Here is a 20,756-nt window from a genome sequence, read left to right on the forward strand (position 1 = left end):
TCGCGGCATCCGCGACGGGTAGGGTGGCGAGGTGACAGCGCCTGCCTCGCCGAGCCCCGTCCCCGCGCCACGACCGGGCGCGATCTACTTCGTCGGACGGGCCGTGCTGCGGCCGCTGTTCTGGCTGCTGTACCGGCCTCGCATCGTGGGCCGGGGGAACGTGCCTCAGCGCGGGCCGGTGCTGCTGGCGAGCAACCACCTCGCCGCGCTCGACACCGTGATCATCCCGACGGCGGCGGCGCGCCCCGTGCAGTTCCTCGTCAAGTCGTCGTACTTCACGGGTCCCGGCGTGCTCGGACGGTTCAAGCGCTGGTTCTTCACGTCCATCGGGGGTGTCCCCGTGCTCCGCGCGACCGGCCGCGACGCCCGTGCGGCCCTCGACGCGGGAAGCGGCATCCTGCGCGCCGGAAGCGTGTTCGCGGTCTTCCCCGAGGGGACCCGCTCCCGCGACGGGAAGCTGCACACCGGTCACGGCGGCGCGGCGTGGATGGCGCGCGACACGGGCGCCGCGGTCGTGCCGGTCGGGCTGATCGGAACCGGCACCGCGAAACCGCTGAGCCACCTGCTGCCCGGCAGGCGGCGGCTCGAAGTGCGCTTCGGTGAACCGCTCGACCTCACCGACCTGAAGGGCGTGCCGGACGGCAAGGCTCGCCGCGAGATCACCGAGCGCATGATGGCAGCCATCGCGGGCCTGAGCGGACAGGAGCGCTCCGGCACCGTGAACGCGACCTCGCGCGACTGACGCCCGCCGTCTCAGTCGGAGGGTGGTGCGGGCCGGACAAAGACGTCCACGACGTCGTCGCGGAGGCGGAAGCTGATGATGCTGGGCTCTGCGAGCCACTCGCCGAAGCCGTCCTCGTGCTCCGGCCCGACGCCCAGCGAAAGGGTCGCCTCCCTGCCGGCCGGGCTGCACTTGATGCCGAAGCGGCCGCTGGCGCGATCCCAGACGAGCAGGCAGACGTTCGTCTCCGGGCCCTCCACCGACCACACCCCGACGCCCTGATACGGCTCGAACTGCCGGTACGTCGAGAGCTCGGCGCTGCGGCCCTGGGCTTCGAACAGCTCGATGATCCCGCTGTCGACATCGAAGCCCGTCGCCTGCAGCGTCGCGTCCGGGCCCGGCGGGCGCAGCCACGCCATCGCCGACACCAGCACGACGACGACCGCGGCACCGGCCGCCCCGACCCACCACCACGTGCGCCGCCGGACCCCGGCCATCCGCTGCCGGACGCCCCGCACGGCTCCTGTGCTCGCGGCCGTCGGCCGCGGCCCGATCGGCGTCTCCGCCGCCTCCGCCGGCGGCGTCTCCGGTTCCCCGGCGACGGCGATCGCAGCCGCGGACTCCCCGCCCGGCCCCGCGGCGGTCACCGCCCCGGACTCCCCGGGGGACCCCTCGCGCGCCGCGCCGGAGACGGCGCTTCCGTTCGTCCCGACCACGCGGCGCGCGTCCTCGAGCTCGACCAGCCGGGCGAGCGCAGCCGGATCGGCGTCGATGTCGGCGTCCGGACCGAAAGCCCGCGCACGCAGGTCCCTGAGCTCGCGTCCGGCATCCGTCAGCCGCGAGGATCCTGCGCGAGCATCGGGAGGGCCGAGGCCCGGCGCGGAGGGCACTCCGTCCACAGCTGCAACGTACACCCACGGCGACTGCAGAGGATCCGGATGCCGATGCGTGACGATCCCGGATGCCGACGGTTGAGGAGCCGGATGCCGCGGCCGGAGGCATCCGTCCCTCCATCGCCGCGGAGCGATCGCCGCCGACGCCCCCGGTTGCACACCCGCGGCCCGGTCGCCAGACCCTCCCCCGTGCCGGGATGCGTCGCTACGGTGAAGCCCATGGCCGGAGAGACGACGCTGCTGATCCTGGGCGCCTCGGGCGACCTCACCTCGAGACTGCTGCTGCCCGCGCTCGGCCAGCTGCTCACGATCGAGCCGTACCGGCGCATCCGGCTGCGCGGCGCGGGGATGGACGACTGGGACGACGCGCGCTGGCGAGAGGTCGTGCGCGCCGCGTTCGCGTCGGCCGGCTTCGAGGCGGCCTTCGACTCGGTGTCGGCGACCGAGTACGTCCGCGCCGACATCACCGCCCCCGCCGACCTCGCCCGGCTGCTGGCGGACCACGACGGCCGGCTGGCCCTCTACTTCGCCGTGCCGCCCGCAGTCGCCAAGGCGGCGTGCGAAGCCTTCGCCGAGGTCGACATCCCGGCCGGGACCGTCCTCGCGCTCGAGAAGCCCTTCGGCGTCGACGAGGCGACCGCGCGCGAGCTCAACACCACGCTCGAACGCCTCGTGCCCGAGGCGCAGGTGTTCCGCATCGACCACTTCCTCGGCCGGTCGACGACCTTGAATCTGCTCGGCGTGCGGTTCGCGAACCGCGTGTTCGCGCCGGTGTGGTCGGCGCAGGACATCGAGTCGGTCGTCATCCGCTACGACGAGACCCTTGGGCTCGAGGGCCGGGCGGGGTACTACGATAAGGCCGGCGCGCTGGCCGACATGATCCAGAGCCACCTGCTGCAGGTGATGGCGATCCTCGCCATGGAGCCGCCCGCCACCCTCCACGAGCGGGACTTCCGCGACGCCACCTCCGCGGTGCTGCGCGCGACCCACGTCTGGGGCGACGACCCCGCGACGGCGTCCCGGCGGGCGCGCTACACCGCCGGGACGGTCGGCGACCGGCGCCTGCCCGCGTACGTCGACGAGCCGGGGGTCGAGCCCGCGCGTCAGACCGAGACGCTCGCCGAGCTCGTCTGCGAGGTGCGCAATGAACGGTGGAGGGGCGTCCCGTTCACGCTGCGCTCGGGCAAGGCACTGCCCGAGAAGAAGGGCGAGGTCGTGGTGACGTTCCGCCGCGTGAACCACGTGCCCGAAGGGCTCACCGGTCCCGCACCCGGCTCGGTGCTGCGCTTCTCGCTCGGCCCGGACCACATGGACCTCGAGCTCAACGTCAACGGCGGCGACGATCCGTTCGAGCTCGAGCGCGAGACGATCGGCGCCGACCTCGGCGAGGGAGCCCTCAAGGCGTACGGCGAGGTGCTCTCGGGCATCCTCGACGCCGACGCGACGCTGGCCGTGCGCGGCGACGCCGCCGAGGAGTCCTGGCGTATCGTCGACCCGGTGCTGGCCGCGTGGCGCGCCGACGAGGTGCCGCTCCAGGAGTACCCGGCGGGATCGCTCGGCCCCGGCGGGTGGCCCGCGCTGCCGTGACGGACGACGGATGCCTCGGCCCGAGGCATCCGCTCTCCGCAGCCGTCAGCCCGTGGCGCCCATCATCTGCGGCGCCATCTCGCCCACCGCGATGACATTGCCCGCGGGGTCGCGGAACCACGCGATGTCGGGACCGCCCTCGAAGCCCCGCGAGATGCCCTTCTCGTCGGTGCCGTAGTCGGGGTCGGTGTAGATCTTCGTCACGACGCCCCGCGCGTTGAGGTCGTCCACCGCGGCGTCGACGTCATCGACGGAGAAGTTCAGGATCGTGAACACCGCCGGCTCATGATCCTCCTTCGGGTAGACGAACACGTGGCCGCCGCCCGGGAGCGCGATCGTGAAACCGCCGCCCATCTCCTCGTAGACGGTGACGTCGAGCCCCAGCGTGTCGCGATAGAAGGCCGCGGCCACGCCGACGTCGGGGACGGCGAAGCTCGAGAACGGCCGATCGGGTGTGAACATGCCAACCTCCCAGTGTGATTCCCCAGGCCCACGATCCTCCCGCCACGCGGGCGTGTCCAGAGGTGGTCGTGCCGCCTCGGCGGTCGCGCGCGCGGCGTAGACTCCGGACATCCGTACCAACAGTGACAGCGCAGTGACAGTCAACGGGCAGGTCCGTCCGCTCGCCGGCACGCCGCCGCACGCCTCAGCCCTGGACTGGCTCCGCAGCCTCGGCCTCACCGGCGCCAAGGAGGGCTGTGCCGAGGGGGAATGCGGCGCGTGCGCGGTGCTGCTGGCGACGCCCGCCGGCGACGGCGGCACCAGCTGGACGCCGGTGAACGCCTGCCTCCTTCCCGCCCTCGCCCTGGACGGCCAGGAGGTCGTGACCGCCGAGGGCCTCGGCTCGCCCGACCACCTGCACCCGGTGCAGCAGCAGCTCGCCGCGGCGGGGGGATCGCAGTGCGGCTACTGCACGCCGGGTTTCGCGTGCAGCATGGCCGCCGAGTTCTACCGCACCGACCGCGTGCCGCAGCAGGCCACCGCCGAGCAGGGACCCAACGGCTTCGACCTGCACGCGATCGGGGGCAACCTGTGCCGGTGCACCGGCTACCGTCCCCTCCGCGACGCCGCGTACGCGCTGGGGATGCCCCAGCCCGCCGACCCGCTCCGCGAGCGGTTGAGCGCGCCGGCGCCGGCCCCCGTGCCGACGCGCGCCGGTGCGCCCGGCGCCGAGTTCGTGCGCCCGTCGTCGCTGGACGAGGCGCTGACACTGCTGCGCGACGAGCCGTCCGCCGTCGCGGTTGCCGGCTCCACCGACTGGGGCGTGGAGGCGAACCTGCGCGGGGCGCGGGCCCCGCTCATCGTGGTGATCGACCGCCTGCCCGAGCTCCGCCGCCTCGTGGTGGACGACGACATCGTGCGGATCGGCGCCGCGGTGCCGCTCAGCGAGCTCGAGCGCGACCTCGGCGCGCGCGTGCCCCTGCTCGGGCAGCTGCTCCCCCAGTTCGCGTCGCGGCTGATCCGCAACCGCGCGACGATCGGCGGCAACCTCGGCACCGCCTCGCCCATCGGCGACACCGCTCCCGCGCTGCTCGCGCTCGGCGCGGAGCTCGTGCTGCAGTCCGCCGACGGCGGCGAGCGCGTCGTCGACCTCGCGGAGTACTTCACGGGCTACCGCACCACCGTCCGGCGCCCCGACGAGCTGATCCGCGAGGTGCGCCTCCCGTTGCGGGACCACTCGATCACGGCCTTCCACAAGGTGACGAAGCGGCGGTTCGACGACATCTCGTCGGTCGCCGTCGCGTTCGCGCTCGACCTCGACGGCGGCATCGTCACCCGCGCGCGCATCGGCCTGGGCGGCGTCGCCGCCACGCCGCTTCGGGCGTACGCGACCGAGCAGGCGCTCGCCTCCAGGCCGTGGGACCACGACACGGTGCGCGCGGCCGCGGCCGTGCTCGAGGGCGAGGGCACCCCGATGAGCGACCACCGCGCGGGGGCGGACTACCGTGCGCGCATGCTCGGCACGGCGCTTCTCGCACTGTACGCGGGCGCCATCCCGGACCCGGCCGAGGTGCCGGCATGAGCGGGCTCGCCGACCGCCCCGAGCACCCGGTCGTCGGCCGGCCGGCGGTCCACGAGAGCGCGGCGCTGCACGTCACCGGCGCGGCCGTGTACACCGACGACGTGGCCGCGCGCACTCATGGCGTACTCACGGCGTGGCCGGTGCCCTCCACGTCGGCGCACGCGCGGGTCACGCTCGACGTCACGCCGGCCGCCGCCGTGCCCGGAGTCGTGCGCGTCCTCACCGCCGCCGACGTGCCCGGCGTGAACGACGCCGGCGTCAAGCAGGACGAGCCCCTCTTCCCCAGCGAGGCGATGTTCCACGGGCACGCCCTGGCGTGGGTGCTCGGCGAGACCCCCGAGGCGGCGCGGCTGGGCGCGGCATCCGTCATCGTCTCGTACGAACCGCTCCCCTCGCTCATCACCGTGCACGAGGCGATCGAGGCCGGCTCGTTCCAGGGCAAGGCGCTCACGATCGAGCGCGGGGACGCGGCATCCGCCCTGTCCTCGTCCGCCCTCGTGCTCGAGGGCGTGAGCGAATGCGGCGGGCAGGAGCACTTCTCGCTCGAGACCCACGCGGCCTTCGCGGTGCGCGAGCCGGACGGGCGATACTTCGTCGAGTCCTCGACGCAGCACCCGTCGGAGACGCAGGAGATCGTGGCGCACGTGCTCGGCGTGGCGTCGAGCGAGGTGACCGTGCAATGCCTGCGCATGGGCGGAGGCTTCGGCGGCAAGGAGATGCAGCCCCACGGATTCGCCGCGATCGCGGCGCTCGGGGCGAAACTGACCGGGCGCCCCGTGCGGCTGCGGCTCACCCGCGCGCAGGACATCACGATGACCGGCAAGCGCCACCCGTTCCACATGGCGTGGCGCGTCGGGTTCGACGCGGACGGGCACCTGCTCGCGCTCGAGGCGACTCTGACGTCGGACGGCGGCTGGAGCCTGGATCTGTCGGAGCCGGTGCTGGGCCGGGCGCTGTGTCACGTCGACAACGCCTACTGGATCCCGAACGTGCGCGTGCACGGGCGCGTCGCGAAGACGAACAAGCCGTCCAACACCGCGTTCCGCGGCTTCGGCGGGCCGCAGGGGTCGTTCCTCATCGAAGACATCCTCGGTCGTGCTGCCCCGATACTGGGGCTGGACCCGCTCGAGCTTCGCGAGCGGAACTTCTACCGGCCCGGGCAGTCGACGCACTACGGTCAGCCGGTGAAGGATGCCGGGCGCATCTCGGCGATCTGGAATCAGCTGCGCGACGAGAGCGACCTCGATGCGCGGCGACGCGAGATCGACCGCTTCAACGCCGCCCACCCCGACCGCAAGCGGGGGCTCGCGATGACCCCCGTGAAGTTCGGCATCTCGTTCACCTTCACGTCGTTCAACCAGGCCGGGGCGCTGGTGATCGTCTACCGCGACGGCTCGGTGCTGATCAACCACGGCGGCACCGAGATGGGACAGGGCCTGCACACCAAGATGCTGCAGGTCGCTGCGACCGCACTCGGGGTGGAGCTCGAGCGGGTGCGGCTCGCACCCACCCGCACCGACAAGGTGCCGAACACCTCCGCGACGGCGGCGTCGTCGAGCGCCGACCTCAACGGCGGCGCGATCAAGCTGGCGTGCGAGGAGATCCGCGGGCGGCTGGCGACGGTCGCCGGGCGGATGCTCGGCATCGACGCCCGCGACGTGCGCTTCTCGGGCGGCGAGGTGTTCGCACTCGGGGGCCTGGGGCCGCACCTCCCGTTCGCCGACGTGGTCGCCGCCGCCTACCTGCAGCGGGTGCAGCTGTTCGCCGCGGGGTACTACCGCACCGAGGGCCTGCACTGGGACGCCGACCGCCAGCAGGGGTCGCCCTTCAAGTACTTCGCCTACGGCTGCGCGGCGACCGAGGTCGAGGTCGACGGCTACACCGGCGCCTACCGCCTCCGGCGCGTGGACATCGTCCACGACGCCGGCGACTCGCTGTCGCCGCGGATCGACATCGGGCAGGTCGAGGGCGGCTTCGTGCAGGGCGTCGGGTGGCTCACGCTCGAGGAGCTGCGCTGGGACACCGGCGACGGCCCCACGCGCGGCCGCCTGCTGACGCCGTCCGCGAGCACCTACAAGCTGCCGAGCTTCTCGGAGATGCCGGAGGAGTTTTACGTGCGGCTCTTCGAAGACGCCCGCGAGGACGGAGCCGTCTACGGCTCCAAGGCCGTGGGCGAGCCGCCGCTCCTCCTCGCCTTCAGCGCCCGTGAGGCGCTCCGGCAGGCCGTCGGCGCCTTCGGCCCGGAGGGGCTCAGCGTCGAGCTGGCGTCGCCGGCGACGCCCGAAGCGGTGTTCTGGGCGATCGAGGCGGTGCGCGGCGGCGAGGAGCGGGCGCGGGGCGGCGATGAGCGAGCGCGCGGCGGCGATTCGGCGGGAGTCCGCGCGGGCGAGGCATCCGTCAACGGAGACGGCGCGGTCGACGCATCCGTAGACGGACATGATGCGAGACGGGCCGGCGCGGCGGGGCCCGCCGACGACGCCGGACGCGACGAGAGCGGCCTGCTCACGGCGGGCCGCTGAGGCCGGCCGGTGGACTGGCTCGACGCGGTGCAGGCGCTGCGCGCCGCGCGCACCCCGGCCGTCATCGTGACGCTGGCGATGGTGCGCGGGCACGCGCCGCGCAACGGCGGGGCAAAGATGGTCGTGTCGCCCGGCGATGTGTTCGGCACGGTCGGCGGCGGCAACCTCGAAGCGACCGCGGTGGCGCGGGCGCGGGAACTGCTGGCGGCGGGCGCGGCCGAGCCGGACCTCTTGACGCTCACCCTGAGCGACAAGGCGGTGGCCGACTACGGGGTGCAGTGCTGCGGAGGCGAAGTCACGATGATGCTGGAGCCGGTGCGGGTCGTCCCGTCGATCGCCGTGTTCGGCCTGGGGCACGTCGGCCTCGAGCTCGCGCGGATCCTCGCCCGCCAGCACATGGACCTGCACCTCGTGGACTCGCGCCACGCCATGCTCGAGCCCGCTCGGCTCGGGGTCGAGGGCGAGCCGGGCCCGCTGGCCGACGCCGTCGCGCACGTCTTCGTCCATCACGCCCCGGTGCCCGAGTCGGTGCTGCGCGAGGTGCCCGCCGGTACACACGTGCTCGTCATGACGCACGACCACGCCGAAGACCTGGCCATCGTCGATCAGGCGCTTCGGGTCGAGGGGCTCGGGTCGATCGGCCTCATCGGCTCGCGGTCGAAGTGGGCGCGCTTCCGCACGCGGTTGACGGATGCCGGACACAACGACGCGGCGCTGGCCCGGGTCGTGACGCCCATCGGCCTGCCCGAGGTGGCGGGCAAGCAGCCCGCGGTGATCGCCGTGAGCGTGGCCGCGCGGCTGCTTCAGGTGATCGAGGAGACCGCGGCCGCCGCCCCCCGCTGACCCCCTGCTTCCTCCCTGCCGGACCCGCTCCCCCGTGCCGCTCGTGGCGCGCGACTCGCCAAGACACGCCGATCCCGGCGCGCCCGCCCGGCGTGTTCTGGCGACTCGAGGCCGTGAGCAGAACGCGTGCGGCCGGGCCCGGCACGGCCCGGGCCCGGGGCCCCGGGGGCACGGGGGAACCGCGACTCGCCAAGACACGCCGATCCCGGGGCGCCCGCCCGGCGTGTTCTGGCGACTCGAGGCCGTGCGAAGCGCGCGGCGTGGCGCGGCCAGCCCCCGGCCCGGCACGGCCCGGGGCCCCGGGGGCACGGGGGAACCGCGACTCGCCAAGACACGCCGACCCCGGCGCGCCCGCCCGGCGTGTTCTGGCGACTCGAGGCCGCGTGCGGGGGGGCGTGTGCCATGGACGCCCGGGCGGGCGCGGCCGGGCGCTCAGTACTCGGTGCGGGACTCGGTCCGGTGCCACTCGGTGAACGGCGCCACCCGGAGCTCATGCGGAAGCGCGACGGGCGCCACCGGCATCGCCTCGCGGTGGCCGGGGTCACCGTCGAAGTACTGGTAGAACCGGGCGTCGTCGAAACCGGCGGCGGCCGCGTCGTCGCGATCGGCGGCGAAGTACACGCGGTCGACCCGGGCCCACAGCGCCGCTCCGAGGCACATCGGGCACGGCTCGCAGCTGGCGTAGAGCGTCGTGCCGCTGAGGTCGAACGTGCCGAGCCCCTGGCAGGCGCGCCGGATGGCGGTGACCTCGGCGTGCGCGGACGGGTCGAGGTCGGCCGTGACGCGGTTCACGCCCTCGAACACCCGGCCGTCGGACGACACGACGACGGCCCCGAACGGCCCGCCCGCGTTGCGGACGTTCTCGGTCGCGATCTCGATGGCCCGGGCGAGGTAACGGGCGGGCTCCCCGTCGATGGCGGACATCACGCTTCACCCTAAGAGCGCGCGGCGCGGGGCGCACCCCACCGCGCCGGGAAGGCCGGCCGCCGATGACAGGCGCTGCGGTCAGCGCTCCACCAGCACGCCGTCGGGATCGGCCCACACGTGCCTGCCGGGGGCGAACTCGACGCCCGCGATCGTGACCGGCACGTCGACCTCGCCGACACCGGCCTTGGCGCTCTTGCGCGGATTCGAGCCGAGCGCCTTGACGCCGAGGTCCAGCCTCGCGAGCGCGACGCGGTCGCGGACGGCGCCGTGGACGATGACGCCCGACCACCCGTTCTCGACGGCCGACGCGGCGATGAGGTCACCGACGAGCGCCGACTCGAGGGAGCCTGCGCCGTCGATCACGAGCACGGCTCCGTCGCCGGGCGTCGCGAGCAGCGCCTTCACCAGGGCGTTGTCGCGGTGGCACCGCACCGTGCGGACCGGCCCGTCGAATGCCGTCCGCCCGCCGAGGTCCAGCAGCGGCAGCGAGAGCGAATCCAGCTCGTCCCCGCGCTCGTCGAAGAGGTCCGCCGTCGCGATGGTCATGCGAGACAGGCTATGACGGATGCCGCGGGCCGCGGCATCCGTCATCGTCAGAAGTTTCCGCAGCCTTCCGCACGTCGCAAGAAGGCGCTCGGCTCACCTCGGTGCCGGCGGGTTGACGTCGGGATGCAGGGCGCTGAAGAAGGAGTAGGGGTCGCCGTCGGGGTCGGGGGCGCGCTCCTTGAACTCGTTGACGAGCTCGTACAGGCGGTGCTGGAACTCCTCCCGGTGCTCGGCGTTGAGCTTGAGCCCCAGCCACGTCGCGTCGAGCGCGTCGGGATCGATGCCCTGGATCTGCTGCAGGAAGGTCTCGACGAGCACGTGCGAGCCGCCGGGCATCGACGTGCGCCACGACAGCCCGGTCGCCCGATACGGCACCTCTCGGGCTCCCTGTGCGCCGCTGCGCTCCGGCTGGGCGGCGAGGTAGCCGGTCTGCACGAGGGTGCGCACGTGATGCAGCATCGTGCCGGGGTTCACCCCGAGCAGCTCGGCGAGCTCCTTGTTGGTGCGGGACTCGAACGCGCACAGGCGCAGGACGCGCAGTCGCAGGGGCGAGCTCAGCGCGCGCATACGTGCCTCGGCCTCGGGATCGCCGCGGCGCAGCTCGATCCGCTCCTCGCCCGTGCCGGCCATGCCGCCAGCGTACCGAAGTGATTGACAGTACTCAATCGGTGACGCACACTGATCGACATGTCTCAATCAGACGAGCCGACGCTCGCCGGCGACATCGACGACGGCGTGCTCGCCGAGGCCCGTGCCGAGGCGACGATCCCCGCCTCCCGGGGCAGCGTCGAGGGTGCGGTGCAGGCCGACCAGGAGGGCGCCGCGCGGGCCGCGACTGCCGCACCCGCAGCCGCACCGTCCCCGTCCTCCGCACCCGCCCGCCGGCGCTCACTCTGGCGCGACCGCAACTTCATGACGCTGTGGAGCGGTCAGGCGCTCAGCCAGTTCGGCGCGCAGATCACCGAACTCGCGATCCCGGTCCTCGCCGTCCTCGCCCTCAACGCCACCGAGTGGGAGGTCGGCGTCCTGAACGCGGCCCAGGCTGCGGCCTTCCTGGTGGTCGGGCTTCCCGCCGGGGCGTGGATCGATCGCCTGCGCAAGCGGCACGTGATGATCTGGGCCGACCTGGTGCGCGCCGTCGCGCTCGCGTCGCTGCCGGTCCTCGCGCTCCTCGGCGTGCTGGAGATCTGGCACATGATCCTCGTCGCGCTCATCATGGGCGTGGCCACGGTCTTCTTCGACGTCTCGTACCAGAGCATCATCCCGTCGCTGGTGAGGTCCCACCAGATCGCGGAGGCCAACGGCAAGCTCCAGGCGACCTATGAGCTGGCCAATATCGCCGGTCCCGGCATCGGCGGCTGGCTCATCGGCGTGCTCACCGCGCCCCTCGCGATCCTCGCCACCGTCGGCACCTATCTGTTCTCGTTCGTCGCGCTGCTGCTCACCCGCGACCGCGAGCAGCTGCGGCCGCCCGAAGACCGCAAGCCTCTCGTGCACGAGATCGGCGAGGGGCTCCGGTGGGTGTTCGGCAACCCGCTGCTGCGGCGGATCGTCGGCACGACCGCCGGCGGCAACTTCTTCGGCACGATCACGGCGACCCTGCTGCCGATCTTCCTGCTGCGCGAGCTGGGGTTCACGCCCGAGATGATGGGCCTGGTGTTCTCGGTGGGAGCGATCGGAGGCCTCGTCGGCGCCGTCGCGACGCCCCGCATCGTCGGCCGCCTGGGTGAGGCGCGCGCGATCCCGCTCAGCGCGATCGCCTTCTGCGTGGCCCCCTTCTTCCTGCCGATCGCGTCCCTTCTGCCCGCCCTCGCCTTCCCCTTCCTGGTGGTGCAGGGGTTCATCATGAGCTTCACGATCCTGCTGTACAACATCACCCAGGTGACCTTCCGGCAGCGCATCACGCCGCCGCGCCTGCTCGGACGCATGAACGCGTCGGTCCGATTCGTGGTGTGGGGCGTCATGCCGATCGCGGCGCTGCTCGCCGGCGCCCTCGGCACCTGGATCGGCACCGTGCCGACGCTGTGGCTCGCCGCCGCGGGGCAGCTGTTCGCCTGCCTCTTCGTCGTCATCGGCCCTTTCTGGCGCCTGCGCGAACTGCCCGACGCCCACGCCGAGCACGCAGACTCGGGCGCTGACGAGCCGGGGCGCTGACCGGCGGAGGGGTCCGGATGCCGCGGCCCGGCGTGCAGGGGCGGGTCGCGCCATCCGTTATCCCACGTGTCGGGATCTGGCAATCCGGTGCGACGCGGCGTCCCGGCATGCTTAGGTTGCTCCATGACGGCCCGCATCGTCTCGATCGGCACAGCGGTTCCTCCGACCCGCATCTTCCAGGACGACGTCCGCGCGCTGTTCGCCGCGCAGGCCGACGTGGACCGGCTCACGAGGCGCCGGATCCAGGCCGTGTTCGACGCGTCGGCCATCGAGCGACGCCACACCGTGGTCGACGAGCTCGCAGGGCTTCCCGACGTGACGGAGGGCGCGGCGGCCCGCACCTTCCTCGGGACCGACGGGCTGCTGCTCTCGCCCACGACGGGCACCCGCAACGACCTCTACACGCGCCTCGCGCCCGGTCTCACGGCCTCGGCCGCGCGCGCCGCGCTCGCGGACGGCGGGATCGAGGCATCCGCCGTCACCCACGTCGTCACCGTCTCGTGCACCGGATTCTTCGCACCCGGGCCGGACTACCGGCTGGTCCGGGACCTCGCCCTGCCCACCACCGTGGAACGCTGCCACCTCGGGTTCATCGGGTGCGCCGCGGCGCTTCCGGCGCTGCGGGTGGCGACCGCGCTCGCGACCACGCGCCCCGACGCCGTCGTGCTCGTCGTGTGCGTGGAGCTGTGCTCGCTGCACGTGCGCGCGTCGGCCGACCCGCAGCAGATCGTCGCGGCATCCGTCTTCGCCGACGGCGCCGCCGCCGTGGTCATCACGGCCGACGACGCCATGGGGCGCCCCGGCGGGCTGGAGCTGGACCGCTTCGGCACCGCCCTGACGGACGAGGGCGAGACCGACATGGTGTGGACCATCGGCGACAACGGCTTCGAGATGGTGCTGTCGGCCGAGGTGCCCCGCATCATCGGGCGCGAGATCCGCGGCGCGGTGGTGCGGTTCGTCGGCGACGGCGAGCCGCCCGCGGTGTGGGCGGTGCATCCGGGCGGGCGCAGCGTGCTCGACCGGGTCGAGGCGGGGCTGGAGCTTCCGCCCGACGCCCTCGCCGCGTCACGGTCGGTGCTGCGCGAGTTCGGCAACATGTCGAGCGCCACGATCCTGTTCATCCTGGCCGCGCTGCTGCGCGACGATTCGCTCGCCGACGGCGCCTCCATCGCGGGACTCGCGTTCGGTCCGGGACTTACGGTGGAGTCCGCGCTCCTCACGCGCCGCCGGCCGGCCGACCTGGCGGCCCACCGCGACGAGCTCGCGATGGCGGCCACGGCGTGACCTCTTCCTGGGCGATGGGAGCAGGGGTGCCGGCGCGCTCGCGCCGGGCGACGAGCGCGGGGGTGGCGGCGTGAGCCTGGCGGTCCGCGACGAGCGGCTCGCCGAGCTCATGGACGACCCCGCGTGCGACCCGGAGCGGCTGCGCGCGACGCTGCGCCGCTTCGAGACCGTGAACCGCCTCGTCTCGGGCTGGGGCACGGTCTACCGGAGCCTGCTGCGACCGCACCTCACCGCGCTCGAGCGCCCCGCTCGCGTGCTCGACATCGGCTCGGGCGGAGGCGATCTGGTGGCCCGGCTCGCGGCGGCCGCGCGGCGCGACGGGCTCGACGTGTCGTGGGTCGGCATCGACCCGGACGAGCGAGCGCACGAGGTCGCGGAGGCGCGCGAGCCGATCCCCGGTGCGACCTTCCGGTGCGCGGATGCCGCCACCCTCGTCGCGGAGGGCGACACGTTCGACGCCGTGGTGTCGAACCACGTCCTCCACCACCTCGGGCCCGGCCTTCCCGCGTTCGCCGCCGAGTCGCGCGCGCTGTCGCGCGGCGTCGTGCTGCATAGCGACATCGCCCGCTCCCGCATCGCGTACGGCCTGTACGCCGTGGGCATCACGCCGTTCCAGGCGGGCACCTTCCTGCGCACCGACGGGCTGCGCTCCATCCGTCGCAGCTACACGCCGGGTGAGCTGGCGACGCTCCTCGACGAGACCGAGCCGGGCGCGTGGACGGTGCGGATGCCCGTCCCCTTCCGACTCGTCGCGGTGGCGCGAGGCGATGGCTGACGTCACCATCGTCGGCGCCGGGCCGGTGGGCATGCTGCTCGCCGGCGAGCTGCAGCGACGCGGCGTCGACGTGCGGGTGCTCGAGCGCCGCCCGGCTGCCGGCGGCGGAACCCGCGCGATCGGGGTCCACGCGCCCGTGCTGGCCGCGCTCGAGCCGTCTGGAGTGACCGACCGCCTCCTCGGCCATGCCGTCCGCGTGCGCCGAGGCGAGGCCCGCACCGACGGCCGGGTGCTGGGCAGCGTCCGGTTCGACCGGCTCTCCACGAGGTTCCCGTTCGTGGCGACGCTGCCCCAGTCGGCCACGGAGGCCGTGCTCGCCGCCGACGCGCCCGAGCCGCTGCGCGGTGCCCACGTGCGGGCCGTGCTTCCGCGGGGCGACACCGTCGTGGTGAGAGCCGGCGTCGGCGGACGCCCCGTCGAGCTCGAGTCGCGCATCGTCGTCGTCGCGGCCGGCGCCGGCGGGCGCGACCTCGTCTACCGGCCGCACGCCGTCCCGCGCCGCGAGTACGCCGACCGCTATCTGATGACGGATGCCCCCGCCTCCGGCAACGCCGACCCCGAGGTCGCCGTGGTCCACCTGGATCGCCACGGCGTGCTCGAGTCCTTCCCGCTCCCGGGCGGCTACCGACGGTTCGTGGCCTGGGACGACCCCGGCGCCGCAGACGACCCCGCGGCCCGGGTCGTCCGACTCCGAGACGCGCTGACCCGCCGCGGCGAGGGCGACGCGGCCGGCGGCGTGGAGGAGGCGACCTCCTTCGGCGTCCGCCGCGTGCTCGCGCCGCAGCTGCGCAACGGCCGCGTCTTCGCCATCGGCGATGCCGCGCATGAGGTCAGTCCCATCGGCGGGCAGGGCATGAACCTCGGGCTGCTCGACGCCGCGACCCTCGCGCCGCTCCTCGCGCAGTGGATCACCACCGGCAGCGCACCCGACGCCGAGCTCGCGCGCTGGCAGGCCCGGCGGCTGCGGTCGGCTCGACGAGCGGCGACCCTCGCAGCCATGAACACCGCTTTGGGCCGGCCGCTCCGCGCCGCCGACCCCCTGCGCCGCGCCGGCGTGCGGGCGATGCTCGCGCCGCCCGCCGCCGCCCTGTTCGCCCGCGCCTACGCGATGGGCTTCGACGCCGACGCGTGACGCCGCCGGGCGTGCGCCAGGGCCGCCTGCAGTAATGGTCGGCCCGCACGAGCGACATCGAGCCCTGCGGGTCGGCGGGGATGGGGGTCACGCCGCGAGGGCACCGCCCGAAGCGACGAGCTGCGCGGCCAGCAGCAGCGCGGCCAGCATCACCAGCCGGAAAAGCAGACGGCTGGGCGGCTTCGTCGACGCGAGCCACGCCGTCGCCACGGCCAGCAGCGCGACCGCTCCGAAGAACGCCCAGGACACCGGCTGCACCGCGGAGAGGTCTGCGCCGACCGCACCGAGCAGCACGGCCACGGCGCCACCGAGCACGGCGAGCGCCGCCAGGATCGCCGACGCGCGCGGACCGAGGCGGTGCGGCAGGCCGCGGACGCCCGTGCGCGCGTCGTCGTCGAGGTCGGGCAGCACGTTGGTGAGATGCACCGCCGCCCCCAGTGCCGCACCCGCGATCCACGCCCAGCCGGCGGCGAAGGCGGGTTCGGGTGCGGCGAGGGTGGCCAGCGAGGGGAAGAGCCCGAAGCTCACCAGGAACGGCACGATCGACCACGCCGTGGACTTGAGACCCGCGTTGTACGCCCACGCCGAGCCGAGCGTGACCGCGTGGGCCGCCAGCATCCGCCATCCGAGTGGCGCCGACAGCACGAGGGCCGCTGCGAGCAGCCCCCACGCCGCGCCCCACGCCACGCCGAGTCCGACGTCGCCGCGCGCGATCGGCTTGTCGGTGCGGCCGACCCGCCGGTCGCGGGCAACATCGAGCGCGTCGTTGGAGATGCCCACCGACAGCTGACCGGCGAACACCGCGAGCGTGAGCAGCACCAGCCGCCAGGGCTCGAGGCCGGTCGCGACGCCCAGTGCGAGGGCCAGGGCCGTCACGACGAGGGTCGGCCCGGGGTGCGACGAGCCCCACAGGGCGCGGACGGTGCGCATCCTCGATGCTCTCACGCCGCGGCATCGGTCCTGCCGCGCATCCGGTGCGCGGTGCATGGCGACTGGCGGGGTGCGCATCCGGTTCGCGGTGCATGGCCGATCGCGGCGGCACGCCGAGAGACCGCCCCTTCCCCCGGCGTGTCGCGTGGCCGAGCATGCACCCGGCCCCTGCCGCCCCACCGAACGCCGCACGGCCGAGCAAGCCGACCATGCACCCGGCCCCGACACCGAGCAACGCACGCCCGAGCAACGGACCCGGCGACCCTGACCCGCGACACCGAGCGCCACACCGCCGAGCGACACGAGCTCCGGCGGCATCCGCAGGGCCGCCCGAGCGGCCTCAGTCGTCCAGCAGCTCGGCTTCGATCACGTCCTCGTCGTCGGCCATCGGCGACGCGGGCACGGCCGGACCGTCGCTCGTCAGCACGAGCTGCGAGCCGTCGGCGGCGACATCCACGCGGACGACGTCGCCGTCGCGCACGCCCCCCGACAGGAGCGCCATCGCCAGGCGATCCTGGATCTCGGACTGGATGAGCCGGCGCAGCGGCCGCGCACCGAACACCGGGTCGTAGCCGCGCTCGGCCAGCCAGGCGCGAGCGTCCGGCGTCACGGCGAGGGTCAGGCGCCGGTCCTTGAGCCGCCGCTGCAGGGCGTCCACGGTGAGCTCGACGATCTGCGCGAGGTCGTCTTCGCTCAGCGCGGAGAACATCACGATGTCGTCCAGCCTGTTGAGGAACTCCGGCTTGAACGCCTGCCGCACGATCGCCATCACCGACTCCCGCTTCTGCTCGGCCGACAGGGTCGGGTCGATGAGGATCGGGGAGCCGAGGTTGGACGTGAGGATGAGGATGACGTTCGCGAAGTCGACCGTGCGGCCCTGGCCGTCGGTGAGGCGCCCGTCGTCCATCACCTGCAGGAGCACGTCGAACACCTCGGGATGCGCCTTCTCGACCTCGTCGAGCAGCACCACCGAGTACGGCCGCCGGCGCACCGCCTCGGTGAGCTGGCCGCCCTGCTCGTAGCCGATGTAGCCGGGAGGGGCGCCGACCAGGCGCGAGACGGAGTGCTTCTCGCCGTACTCCGACATGTCGATGCGCACCATGGCGTGCTCGTCGTCGAAGAGGAAGTCGGCCAGCGCCTTGGCGAGCTCGGTCTTGCCGACGCCGGTCGGCCCGAGGAACAGGAACGAGCCCGTGGGACGCCCCGGGTCGCTGATTCCCGCGCGGCTGCGCCGCACCGCGTCGGCGACCGCCTTGACCGCCGACTTCTGGCCGATGAGACGCTTGCCGAGCTCGGCCTCGAGGTGCAGCAGCTTCTCGCTCTCTCCCTGCAGCAGACGACCGACGGGGATGCCGGTCCACGCGGCGATCACGGCCGCGATGTCTTCGTCGGTGACCTGCTCGTTGACCATCCGGTCACCCGACGACGCGGCCTCGGCCTGCTCCGCCTGCGCGATCTCGACCTCGAGGCGCTTGATGGTCTCGTACTCGAGCTTGGACGCACGCGTGTAGTCCGCCTCGCGCAGCGCCCGGTCACGGTCGATGATCGCCTGGTCGAGCTGCTTCTTCAGCTCGCCGACCCGGTTGAGGCCGGCGCGCTCGCGCTCCCACCGCTTCTCGAGCTCCGACAGCTCGGTCTCGGCCGCGCCCATCTGCTCGCGGAGCTTGGCCAGCCGCTCCTTCGACGCGGCATCCTTCTCCTTCTTCAGCGCCAGCTCCTCGAGCCGCATGCGGTCGAGCTGACGGCGCAGCTGGTCGATCTCGAGCGGGCTCGAGTCGATCTCCATCTTCAGCCGGCTCATCGCCTCGTCGATCAGGTCGATGGCCTTGTCGGGCAGCTGACGGGACGGGATGTAGCGATGCGAGAGGGATGCCGCCGCCACGAGTGCCCCGTCGCTGATGGTCACACCGTGGTGGGCCTCGTACCGGCCCTTGAGTCCGCGCAGGATCGCGACGGTGTCCTCGACCGAGGGCTCGCCGACGTAGACCTGCTGGAAGCGGCGCTCGAGCGCGGCATCCTTCTCGATGAACTCGCGGTACTCGTTGAGAGTGGTGGCGCCGATGAGGCGCAGCTCGCCGCGCGCGAGCATCGGCTTGAGCATGTTGGATGCCGCCACCGACCCCTCGCCGCCGCCGGCGCCCATCAGCACGTGCAGCTCGTCGATGAACGTGATGATGCGGCCGTCGGACTCGGTGATCTCCTTGAGCACGCTCTTGAGCCGCTCCTCGAACTGGCCGCGGTACATCGCGCCGGCGACGAGCGCCGAGATGTCGAGGGTGACGAGCTCCTTGTTCTTGAGCGACTCGGCGACGTCGCCCGCGACGATGCGCTGGGCGAGGCCCTCGACGACGGCCGTCTTGCCGACGCCGGGCTCGCCGATGAGGACGGGGTTGTTCTTGGTGCGTCGGGTCAGCACCTGGCTGACGCGGCGGATCTCGCTGTCGCGCCCGATGACCGGGTCGAGCTTGCCCTGGCGGGCGCGGTCGGTGAGGTTGATTCCGAACTGCTCGAGGGCGCTCTGCGCGTCCTCCTGTCCGGGCTGCTGCGTGGCGTTCATCTGTCTCCTGAAATCTGCGGTGCGGCAAAGTTGAGCCGCGCAGACTCAACTTTACCAGGCGACGGATGCCGCCACAAGCCGCAGCGGCCGCGCTTAGCGCCCTCGCAGCTCGTCGCGGGCGTCCCGGTAGGCGGCACGCACCGTCTCGCCGACCCATTCCGTGCCGCGGTACACATTGCGCGCGCCGATCTCGGCCGTGAGACCGCCGGCGTCCAGCTGCGAGATCACCCGGCCCTCGACCGCCACGATCTTGAGCGACGAGCCCGCGTCCCGCAGCTGCGCGGCGAAGCGGCGCAGCACCTCGACGTGCGACAGCCCGATCTCATCGGTCCCCCGCAGGCGCACGATCACCACCGACCCGGCCGACTCGCGGCTGACATCGGGCAGCTGCCGCTCGAACACCGGGGCGCTGGCGAAGAAGAGGCTGCCATAGGGCTGCAGCACGAGCACCTCGCCCGCCGGCACGACGGCCGGCGGGTCGCTCTCGCGCATGCGGCCGTCGGGAGACAGGCTCACCGCGCGCACGCGCACGCTGTTGGACTGCTCGGCGACGTACAGGATCACCCCGAGTCCCACCCCGACCAGCACCGCGAACTGCAGCGGGATGATCAGGGTGAGCCCGAAGGTCACGGCCATCACGGCGGTGGGCAGCGGCCCGGACTTCATCACCGAGTAGACCCGGCTGGGCTTGACCGCGCGCCAGCCGACGACGATCAGCAGCCCCGCGAGGGCGGGCATCGCGACGTAGGCGACGAGGTCGGACGCGAGGAAGATGACCAGCGCCATGACGACGCCCGCGATGAAGAGCGCCGCCCGCGAGCGGGCGCCCGCCTGCACGATGAGCGACGAGCCCGACATCGACCCGCCCACCGGCATGCCCTGGAACACCCCCGACACCACGTTGCCCAGCCCCTGCCCCAGGAAGTCGCGGTTGGCGTCGGCACGCCGGCCGTCGGGCGTGGGGATGCCGGCAGACACCGCCGCGCCCTGCACGAGGCCGATGAACGCCAGCGACAGGGCGGGGATCACGAGCGCCGGCACATCGCCGAGGCTGGGCAGCACCGGCGCCGGCAGGCCTCGCGGCACGTCGACGATGTCGCGCAGCAGCACCACGTCGCCCCTCACCCAGAGGTTCAGCAGCACCGCGCAGACCGATCCCACGACGACCGCGATGACGAGCCCCAGGCTTCCCACCCGCGTGGGGAGCAGGACCACGATCACGAGCACCGAGATCGCGCCGACGACGAGCGAGGGGATGCTCCACTGCCCGACGTGGACGAGCACGTCCAGCGTCTTGAGCAGCCGGTTGGCGCCCTCCGCCTGGTATCCGGTGAAGTTGGACAGCTGCCCGAGCACGATGTTGACGCCGATCGCGGTGACGAAGCCGGTCATCACCGCGGTCGGGACGAAGCTGATCAGGCGTCCGCCGCGGAGCAGTCCCGCGACGGCCATGATGATTCCGGTGAGGATGGCCAGCGTGAAGAGGCCACGGCTCGGGTCGGGCAGGCGGTCGAGTTCGGCGTCCGACACCACCAGCGCCATCGCGCTGGTGGCCTGCACCGCCATGAAGGCGCTGCTGGTGAGCGCGGCCGCGCCCACCATGCCGAAGAGATAGCCGTAGAGACCGGCGAGGGGGTTCACCCCCGCCAGCAGGCCCGCCGCCAGCCCATCCGGCACCGCTTCGACACCGAGGATGACCCCCGCGACGGCGTCTTTGCGAAGGGTCGCGCGCGTGAACCACGTGCGCGGGTCGAGCGGCATGCGCCCAAGGTAGCGAAGGCCTCTCGACCGCGGTCGGGACTCGTGCGCATTCGCCCGTCGCCGCGCGAAATTCACGCGACCTGCGTGACGAAAGTCCTTCCCAG

The 20,756-nt window shown here is 73.3% G+C and carries 17 protein-coding genes; 9 read left to right on the plus strand and 8 right to left on the minus strand.

What is annotated here, in order from left to right:
- Positions 1-31 precede the first annotated feature (31 nt).
- Positions 32-742 carry a lysophospholipid acyltransferase family protein gene (locus tag IR212_RS16315; RefSeq protein ID WP_228479386.1) on the plus strand — a complete coding sequence of 237 codons (711 nt, stop codon included), beginning with the start codon at positions 32-34 and terminating at the stop codon, positions 740-742.
- Positions 743-753: 11 nt separating this feature from the next.
- On the opposite strand, the gene IR212_RS16320 is transcribed toward IR212_RS16315, so the two are convergent.
- Complete coding sequence (locus IR212_RS16320) at positions 754-1,620, minus strand: hypothetical protein (RefSeq protein WP_194396900.1); 867 nt, start codon at positions 1,618-1,620, stop codon at positions 754-756.
- Between the two features lie 213 nt (positions 1,621-1,833).
- Between IR212_RS16320 and IR212_RS16325 the strand changes: the two genes are divergently transcribed.
- Entirely contained in the window at positions 1,834-3,201 is a 1,368-nt protein-coding gene (locus IR212_RS16325; protein ID WP_194396901.1) for a glucose-6-phosphate dehydrogenase, read from the plus strand.
- A gap of 45 nt (positions 3,202-3,246) precedes the next feature.
- Here the strand turns inward: IR212_RS16325 and IR212_RS16330 are convergent, their stop codons facing one another.
- Complete coding sequence (locus IR212_RS16330; RefSeq protein ID WP_194396902.1) at positions 3,247-3,663, minus strand: VOC family protein; 417 nt, start codon at positions 3,661-3,663, stop codon at positions 3,247-3,249.
- 133 nt (positions 3,664-3,796) lie between these two features.
- Between IR212_RS16330 and IR212_RS16335 the strand changes: the two genes are divergently transcribed.
- The 3 genes from IR212_RS16335 to xdhC are packed head-to-tail and all read left to right on the plus strand — an operon-like array spanning position 3,797 to position 8,586.
- A complete protein-coding gene (locus tag IR212_RS16335; protein WP_194396903.1) occupies positions 3,797-5,224 on the plus strand; it encodes a xanthine dehydrogenase small subunit in 1,428 nt (475 codons plus the stop codon).
- A complete protein-coding gene (gene xdhB, locus IR212_RS16340) occupies positions 5,221-7,743 on the plus strand; it encodes a xanthine dehydrogenase molybdopterin binding subunit (RefSeq protein WP_194396904.1) in 2,523 nt (840 codons plus the stop codon). Before IR212_RS16335 ends, xdhB begins: the two co-directional genes overlap by 4 nt.
- Positions 7,744-7,752: 9 nt before the next feature.
- Positions 7,753-8,586 carry a xanthine dehydrogenase accessory protein XdhC gene (gene xdhC / locus IR212_RS16345; protein WP_194396905.1) on the plus strand — a complete coding sequence of 278 codons (834 nt, stop codon included), beginning with the start codon at positions 7,753-7,755 and terminating at the stop codon, positions 8,584-8,586.
- Positions 8,587-9,018: 432 nt separating this feature from the next.
- Here xdhC and IR212_RS16350 read toward each other — a convergent pair whose 3' ends face one another.
- From IR212_RS16350 to IR212_RS16360, 3 genes are all read right to left on the minus strand, one after another.
- Positions 9,019-9,510, minus strand: a complete 492-nt coding sequence (locus IR212_RS16350) for a nucleoside deaminase (RefSeq protein WP_194396906.1) — start codon at positions 9,508-9,510, stop codon at positions 9,019-9,021.
- A gap of 81 nt (positions 9,511-9,591) precedes the next feature.
- On the minus strand, positions 9,592-10,059 hold the full coding sequence (gene rraA / locus IR212_RS16355) for a ribonuclease E activity regulator RraA (RefSeq protein ID WP_194396907.1): 468 nt from the start codon (positions 10,057-10,059) through the stop codon (positions 9,592-9,594).
- Positions 10,060-10,152: 93 nt separating this feature from the next.
- Complete coding sequence (locus IR212_RS16360; protein WP_194396908.1) at positions 10,153-10,689, minus strand: helix-turn-helix domain-containing protein; 537 nt, start codon at positions 10,687-10,689, stop codon at positions 10,153-10,155.
- 57 nt (positions 10,690-10,746) lie between these two features.
- Between IR212_RS16360 and IR212_RS16365 the strand changes: the two genes are divergently transcribed.
- From IR212_RS16365 to IR212_RS16380, 4 genes are all read left to right on the plus strand, one after another.
- Positions 10,747-12,213 (plus strand): MFS transporter, encoded by a 1,467-nt coding sequence (locus tag IR212_RS16365; RefSeq protein ID WP_194396909.1) that lies wholly within the window; start codon positions 10,747-10,749, stop codon positions 12,211-12,213.
- Positions 12,214-12,336: 123 nt separating this feature from the next.
- Positions 12,337-13,497 carry a type III polyketide synthase gene (locus IR212_RS16370; protein ID WP_194396910.1) on the plus strand — a complete coding sequence of 387 codons (1,161 nt, stop codon included), beginning with the start codon at positions 12,337-12,339 and terminating at the stop codon, positions 13,495-13,497.
- A 70-nt stretch (positions 13,498-13,567) separates the two neighbouring features.
- Positions 13,568-14,272, plus strand: a complete 705-nt coding sequence (locus tag IR212_RS16375; protein WP_194396911.1) for a methyltransferase domain-containing protein — start codon at positions 13,568-13,570, stop codon at positions 14,270-14,272.
- Entirely contained in the window at positions 14,265-15,404 is a 1,140-nt protein-coding gene (locus tag IR212_RS16380) for an FAD-dependent oxidoreductase (protein ID WP_194396912.1), read from the plus strand. Before IR212_RS16375 ends, IR212_RS16380 begins: the two co-directional genes overlap by 8 nt.
- Before the next feature lie 87 nt (positions 15,405-15,491).
- On the opposite strand, the gene IR212_RS16385 is transcribed toward IR212_RS16380, so the two are convergent.
- The 3 genes from IR212_RS16385 to IR212_RS16395 form a co-directional block, all read right to left on the minus strand.
- Positions 15,492-16,334, minus strand: coding sequence for a UbiA family prenyltransferase (locus IR212_RS16385; protein WP_194396913.1), 843 nt, complete (start codon positions 16,332-16,334; stop codon positions 15,492-15,494).
- 340 nt (positions 16,335-16,674) lie between these two features.
- A complete protein-coding gene (locus IR212_RS16390) occupies positions 16,675-18,891 on the minus strand; it encodes an ATP-dependent Clp protease ATP-binding subunit (protein WP_194396914.1) in 2,217 nt (738 codons plus the stop codon).
- A 93-nt stretch (positions 18,892-18,984) separates the two neighbouring features.
- Positions 18,985-20,652 carry a SulP family inorganic anion transporter gene (locus IR212_RS16395; protein ID WP_194396915.1) on the minus strand — a complete coding sequence of 556 codons (1,668 nt, stop codon included), beginning with the start codon at positions 20,650-20,652 and terminating at the stop codon, positions 18,985-18,987.
- Positions 20,653-20,756: the final 104 nt, after the last annotated feature.

This window comes from Microbacterium atlanticum (assembly GCF_015277815.1).
GTDB classification, from domain to species: Bacteria; Actinomycetota; Actinomycetes; order Actinomycetales; family Microbacteriaceae; genus Microbacterium; species Microbacterium atlanticum.